The following is a 6,124-nucleotide window of genomic DNA, read 5'->3' on the forward strand; positions in this document are numbered from 1 at the left end:
GACGGCCTGTTTGTTCGGACACACAAGCCGGTTGCGGCCGGCATGTCGCACGAAATCTCTGCTTATTTTGCCTGCCGCCGCTGTGCCATGTTTTTTCCGATTGCGGCCAGTTTGTCGGCCGGAATGCTTTCCTTGCCCAATTCGAACAAGCCTTCTTCCAAAGCCAGATGCACGGCATAGCCGTCCGTAAAGCGTTTGAACGCGGCCGCATCCGGCCGGTAGTGTTCATCGGCGGCAATCTTTTCAAATTCCGCCGCCACCGCCGCCCAATTGTCGTGCAGCAATCCGTGCTGGCGCAGCAGTTCGTCCACATCGGCCTTTGCCTGCGGCGCGTATTGCAGCAGCAGCGGGAAATAGTCTTCCTCTTCGTCCTGATGGTGCAGCGGCGCGGCGACGTTGAAATATTGGCCGATCTGCCGCACGGCCTGCAACACGATGTCGTTGCGGCCGTGTTCGGCGATATAGCCGTCCAACATGCCGACCTGTTCGCAAAAACGGCGTACTTTGCCGTGGCAGGCGTACAGCATTTCTATCGGTTCGGCAAAGGTAACGCTACGCGTATCAAATAAATTCATTGCAGCCTCGTTTCGGAAGGCCGTCTGAAAAGTTATCAATCGGTTTCAGACGGCCTGCATGGTTTGTGTAAATCGGGCAGTATAGTGCCAAGCCTGCGGTGCAACAAGGCGCAAACGGAAAAACGGCCTGCACGAGGCAGGCCGTCTGAAAAAATACTAATTATTTCAAGGTTACATTGCCGTGCATCTGGGAAGAGTGCGCCGGGAACGAGCAGTAAAACTCGTATTTGCCGCCGTCGGCAAATTTGCTGGTATCGATGGTTACGCTGGTTTCTTCGCCTCCGCCGATCAATGCGGTATGCGCTACCACGCGGGCATCACCTGCTTTCACGTAATCGGCATCCACGCCTGCGGACGCACCGTCGGCTAATACGCCTTTGGTGTCTTCGGCTTTGGAAATCACGATGTTGTGACCCATTGCGCTTTTCGGCATTTTGCCGGTGTGTTTCAAGGTTACTTTGAATTCTTTACAGTTAGTTTTGTCGATAACCAACTCTTTGGTGTTGAAGTTCATTGCGTCGTCGGATTCCACCACGGCTTCGCAAGCGTTGGCGGCAGGTGCTTTATCGGTTGCCGCAGCGGCAGACGCTTCCGTGGTTGCGGGGGCGGCCTCGGAGGCAGGGGCAGGTGCTTCGGCAGAAGCGGCGGCGGGGGTTGCGGACGCCGCGGGCTCGGCCGGTTTGTTTTGTTCGCCGCATGCGCTCAATGCCAAGGCTGCGGCGGAAATCAATGCCAGATATATTTTCATTTTTATCTCCTAAAGTGTTGTGGATGTCGGAAAGACAAAACACATTCATTGCGAAGCGGCTGTTTTACCCCTCGCCCGAATATGCGTTACCTATGAAAATTTACCATAAAACCAACATAAAAGATAATTATTTTTGCCTCTTCTTAACCAAATTTTTCAAGGCGGCGGCCAGCTTTGGATGGTGTTGCAGCCTTTCCGCACTTTGACGGAAACTTTCCAAAGCGGCGGGACTGAGCTCCAATTTGTTGATTTTTTGGGGAGGCGGTGTTTTCGGCACGGTTTTGACCTTGATGTCGCGGATCAGGTCGGTATGCCTTTGCAAGCGCGGCAGCAGGCTGGGCGCAAGCATTTTGGCGCGGGACGCGGCCATGCCGTTGGCCGCCAACAACACCAGGCAGCCGTCGCTGATGCAGGCCGTCTGAATATACGGGTGCAGGTTGGCCGGCAATTCTTGTTTGACCAGGCGGTCTATCTGCTGCCAGGCTTGCGCGCTTTGCAACAGAAATTTCAGTTGTGCCGAAGCATCGGGATGGTCGCCCCGCCCGCTGCGTTTCCCTATTTTTTCCAAATCCATTTTTTCAGACGGCCTTTCGTATGTATTTATCCTGCCCTGTCTTTCAACTCTGCACCCAGTTTCCGTAAACGCTGCAATACTTCGTCCCATGCTTTGTCCAAATCGCGGCACGCCCCGCCTTCGGCCTTGATGCCGAACTCGATATGCGGTTTGACCGCTGTTCCGTCCGCATTCTGCCAGCCGACGCTGGGCAGGCTGTAAGAGCGCACGCCCGGGTAGGTGTGTTCGACGTATTCCATAATCGGCGCGACGCGCGATTCGGGTTGTCCGAACACATACACGCTGCGGCTGCCGCGTTCGGTTTGGTTGAAGCGGTCGGCGTAATAAGTATCCAAAACCCACTCCGCCATCGGGTGCGCCATCACGGGGAAGCCTGGGAAGAAATAATGTTCGCGGATGGAAAATCCGGCGATGTTGTTGAACGGGTTGGGCACAAGTTTTGCGCCTGCGGGAAAATCCGCCATTTTCAGACGCTGGGCGTGTTCGGGAGCGTCAAGCAGTTCGCCGCGTTTCAGGGTAACGGCTTCGATGAACTTGGCGGCTTCGGGATGACGGACGACGGGCAAATCCAAAGCGGCGGCGGCAGCTTGGCGGGTGTGATCGTCGGGCGTGGAGCCGATGCCGCCGGTAACGAAAGTCGGCAGGCCGTCTGAAAAGCTGCGGCGCAGTTGTTTGACCAACAAATCAGGTTCGTCGGGCAGATATTGCACCTGATTGAGCTTCAGTCCGCGCGATTCCAGCAGGGATTTGAAAAAGGCGAAATGCTTGTCTTGGCGGCTGCCGTGCAGGATTTCGTCGCCGATGATGATGAGGTTGAAAGCGTTCATGGATAGGTTTCTCTTGGAGGCCGTCTGAAATCTTCAGACGGCCTCACGGCTGACAATATGCTCTATTTATAAGATAATAGAACCCGTTTTTCAAGTCTGAAGGAAGAATTCTCCATGAGCCACAACCACACCATCCTGCAACACCTACCCATCGGTCAAAAAGTCGGCATCGCCTTCTCAGGCGGCCTCGATACCTCTGCCGCGCTGTTGTGGATGAAACTCAAAGGCGCGCTGCCTTATGCCTACACCGCCAACCTCGGTCAGCCCGACGAAGACGACTACAACGCCATTCCCAAAAAAGCGATGGAATACGGTGCGGAAAACGCCCGCCTGATTGATTGCCGCGCGCAGTTGGCACATGAGGGCATCGCCGCCATCCAATGCGGCGCGTTCCACGTTTCCACCGGCGGCATCGCCTATTTCAACACCACGCCTTTAGGCCGCGCCGTTACCGGCACCATGCTCGTTTCCGCCATGAAAGAAGACGACGTCAATATTTGGGGCGACGGCAGCACCTACAAAGGCAACGACATCGAGCGTTTCTACCGTTACGGCCTCTTGACCAATCCCGCGCTGAAAATCTACAAACCTTGGCTCGACCAACAATTTATCGACGAACTCGGCGGCCGCCACGAAATGAGCGAATTTCTGATTGCCAACGGCTTCAACTACAAAATGTCGGTGGAGAAAGCCTATTCCACCGATTCCAATATGCTCGGCGCAACGCATGAAGCCAAAGATTTGGAGTTCCTCAACAGCGGCATCAAAATCGTCAAACCCATCATGGGCGTTGCCTTCTGGGACGAAAATGTCGAAGTCAAACCCGAAGAAGTCAGCGTGCACTTTGAAGAAGGCGTGCCCGTTGCACTAAACGGCAAAGAATACGCCGACCCCGTAGAACTCTTCCTCGAAGCCAACCGCATCGGCGGCCGCCACGGCTTGGGCATGAGCGACCAAATCGAAAACCGCATCATCGAAGCCAAATCGCGCGGCATCTACGAAGCCCCGGGCATGGCATTGTTCCACATCGCCTACGAACGCTTGGTAACCGGTATCCACAACGAAGACACCATCGAACAATACCGCATCAACGGCCTGCGCCTCGGCCGTTTGCTCTACCAAGGCCGCTGGTTCGACAGCCAAGCACTCATGTTGCGCGAAACCGCCCAACGCTGGGTCGCCAAAGCCATCACCGGCGAAGTCACCCTCGAATTGCGCCGCGGCAGCGACTACTCGATTCTGAACACCGAATCGCCCAACCTGACCTACCAACCCGAACGTCTGAGCATGGAAAAAGTCGAAGACGCCGCGTTCACCCCGCTCGACCGCATCGGTCAGTTGACTATGCGCAATCTCGACATCACCGACACCCGCGCCAAACTGGGTATCTACTCTCACAGCGGCTTGTTGTCGCTGGGCGAAGGCTCGGTATTGCCGCAGTTGGGTAATGGCAATAAGGAATAATGCTGCAAACCATAGCTCGAACCAAGCCGGAATTTCGTTTTTCATTCCGGCTTGAATATCATCCGCTTATTTTGATGGCGGATGAACAAAACCAGAGCAAAATAACTTCTTATTCAATCAAGAGGCTTAAATAATGAAAAACTACCACGCGCCCGACGAGAAGGGCTTTTTCGGCGAACACGGCGGGCTTTATGTCTCCGAAACCCTAATTCCCGCCTTGCAAGAACTGGCGGATGCCTATAAAGCAGCGAGAAACGACCCGTCGTTTTGGGAAGAGTTCCACCGCGATTTGAAACACTACGTCGGCCGCCCCAGTCCCGTTTACCATGCCGCGCGATTGTCCGAGCATTTGGGCGGCGCGCAAATCTGGTTGAAGCGTGAAGACTTGAACCACACCGGCGCGCACAAGGTCAACAACACTATCGGTCAGGCACTGCTTGCCCGCCGTATGGGCAAAAAACGTGTTATCGCCGAAACCGGCGCGGGTCAGCACGGCGTGGCTTCCGCCACCGTCGCCGCCCGCTTCGGCATGACTTGCGACGTGTACATGGGCTCGGACGACATCCAGCGTCAAATGCCCAACGTGTTCCGCATGAAATTGTTGGGCGCAAACGTAGTCAGCGTCGATAGCGGCAGCCGCACGCTGAAAGACGCGATGAACGAAGCCATGCGCGAATGGGTCGCCCGCGTGGACGACACGTTCTACATCATCGGCACCGCCGCCGGCCCCGCGCCGTATCCCGAAATGGTGCGCGATTTCCAATGCATCATCGGCAACGAAGCCAAAGCGCAGATGCAGGAAGCCATCGGCAGACAGCCTGACGTCGCAGTTGCCTGCGTCGGCGGCGGCTCCAACGCCATCGGACTGTTCCACCCGTATATCGGCGAAGAAAACGTGCGCCTTATCGGCGTTGAAGCCGGCGGTTTGGGTGTGGACACGCCCGACCACGCCGCGCCGATTACCAGCAAAGCCCCCATCGGCGTACTGCACGGCTTCCGCAGCTATCTGATGCAGGACGAAAACGGTCAAGTCTTGGGGACGCACTCCGTGTCCGCAGGCTTGGACTACCCCGGCATCGGCCCGGAGCATAGCCATCTGGCAGACATCGGCCGTGTGGAATACCATGCGGCGAATGACGATGCCGCGCTGGAAGCGTTTGATTTATTGTGCCGCTTCGAAGGCATCATCCCCGCGCTCGAATCCAGCCACGCCCTCGCATGGGCAGTCGCCAACGCGCCGAAAATGGGCAAAGACCAAGTGATTCTGGTCAACCTGTCTGGCCGCGGCGATAAAGACATCAATACCGTGGCGAAGCTCAAAGGGATTGAGTTGTAAAATTTCAGGTAGCCTTTGGGCTACCTGAAATTTTACCTGCATCATCATGCCGGATATTCACCGCCTCCCCACTCCTCTACTCAAAGCTTGGGACAAAGTGCAAGCCGAACGCGAGCGCGAAAAATTCCGCGATAGCGTAAAACGCCAATGGCTGGAAAAATTATTTAAAGCCGAACTCAAAACGCGCGGCTTTCAGACGGCCTCCGGTGGTTTTATTTATTGGGTTAAAGACGGCTACATTTTCAGCGTTGTCCAGGCTTATTTGGTGGCCGTGTTTGATGGCAAACCTATCAGTGAGCGTGTATCCATCCGCATAGAAGCCAAACCGGATTGTCTGGATTCGTTGTTTTTCAAACTGTTTGGCGAAGAAGAGATGATGAAAAGCTTCAGCAGCCGGCTCAATGGTGAACCGTCGCTGGGTTTAACAGGGATACAAGACGAGTGGCGCATACAAGAACCCGACTTCACCCACTTTACACTTGAGCAAATGCTGGATTGGGTGCAGCAGCCTGCCGGGCAAATAGAAGCCGACATTGTCCGCTTTACACAGCAAGTGCCCGACTTAGAGGGAGACCTTTACAAAATCCCCCCAAAATCCCC

General features: G+C 55.3%; 7 protein-coding genes. 3 read left to right on the forward strand and 4 right to left on the reverse strand.

Annotation, left to right across the window (positions count from 1 at the left end; translation table 11 throughout):
- Positions 1-62 precede the first annotated feature (62 nt).
- The 4 genes from HMPREF3107_RS01385 to HMPREF3107_RS01400 all read right to left on the reverse strand — a co-directional run bounded on the left by HMPREF3107_RS01385 (position 63) and on the right by HMPREF3107_RS01400 (position 2,724).
- On the reverse strand, positions 63-575 hold the full coding sequence (locus HMPREF3107_RS01385; RefSeq protein WP_070452485.1) for a hemerythrin domain-containing protein: 513 nt from the start codon (positions 573-575) through the stop codon (positions 63-65).
- A 160-nt stretch (positions 576-735) separates the two neighbouring features.
- Positions 736-1,323, reverse strand: coding sequence for an azurin (azu, locus tag HMPREF3107_RS01390; protein WP_070452488.1), 588 nt, complete (start codon positions 1,321-1,323; stop codon positions 736-738).
- Positions 1,324-1,450: 127 nt separating this feature from the next.
- Positions 1,451-1,897: a DciA family protein gene (locus HMPREF3107_RS01395; protein ID WP_070452491.1), complete on the reverse strand. Its 447-nt coding sequence runs from the start codon at positions 1,895-1,897 to the stop codon at positions 1,451-1,453.
- Positions 1,898-1,923: 26 nt separating this feature from the next.
- Positions 1,924-2,724 carry a competence/damage-inducible protein A gene (locus tag HMPREF3107_RS01400; protein ID WP_070452494.1) on the reverse strand — a complete coding sequence of 267 codons (801 nt, stop codon included), beginning with the start codon at positions 2,722-2,724 and terminating at the stop codon, positions 1,924-1,926.
- Between the two features lie 114 nt (positions 2,725-2,838).
- On the opposite strand from HMPREF3107_RS01400, the gene argG reads away from it, so the two are divergent.
- The 3 genes from argG to HMPREF3107_RS01415 all read left to right on the forward strand — a co-directional run.
- Entirely contained in the window at positions 2,839-4,188 is a 1,350-nt protein-coding gene (gene argG, locus HMPREF3107_RS01405) for an argininosuccinate synthase (RefSeq protein WP_070452497.1), read from the forward strand.
- 133 nt (positions 4,189-4,321) lie between these two features.
- The gene (gene trpB, locus HMPREF3107_RS01410; RefSeq protein WP_070452500.1) at positions 4,322-5,524 is read left to right on the forward strand and encodes a tryptophan synthase subunit beta; all 1,203 of its coding nucleotides are present in this window, start codon (positions 4,322-4,324) and stop codon (positions 5,522-5,524) included.
- 46 nt (positions 5,525-5,570) lie between these two features.
- The coding region (locus tag HMPREF3107_RS01415; protein WP_070452503.1) for a hypothetical protein at positions 5,571-6,124 on the forward strand (554 nt) is incomplete at its 3' end.

The sequence above is a fragment of the Neisseria sp. HMSC31F04 genome, assembly GCF_001807735.1.
Classification (GTDB): Bacteria; Pseudomonadota; Gammaproteobacteria; order Burkholderiales; family Neisseriaceae; genus Neisseria; species Neisseria elongata.

Excerpts from the sequence above, each read along its gene's own strand:
- HMPREF3107_RS01385 (WP_070452485.1), bottom strand. The coding sequence starts at position 575 with ATGAATTTATTTGATACGCGTAGCGTTACCTTTGCCGAACCGATAGAA.
- azu (WP_070452488.1), bottom strand. The coding sequence starts at position 1,323 with ATGAAAATATATCTGGCATTGATTTCCGCCGCAGCCTTGGCATTGAGC.
- HMPREF3107_RS01395 (WP_070452491.1), bottom strand. The coding sequence starts at position 1,897 with ATGGATTTGGAAAAAATAGGGAAACGCAGCGGGCGGGGCGACCATCCC.
- HMPREF3107_RS01400 (WP_070452494.1), bottom strand. The coding sequence starts at position 2,724 with ATGAACGCTTTCAACCTCATCATCATCGGCGACGAAATCCTGCACGGC.
- argG (WP_070452497.1), top strand. The coding sequence starts at position 2,839 with ATGAGCCACAACCACACCATCCTGCAACACCTACCCATCGGTCAAAAA.
- trpB (WP_070452500.1), top strand. The coding sequence starts at position 4,322 with ATGAAAAACTACCACGCGCCCGACGAGAAGGGCTTTTTCGGCGAACAC.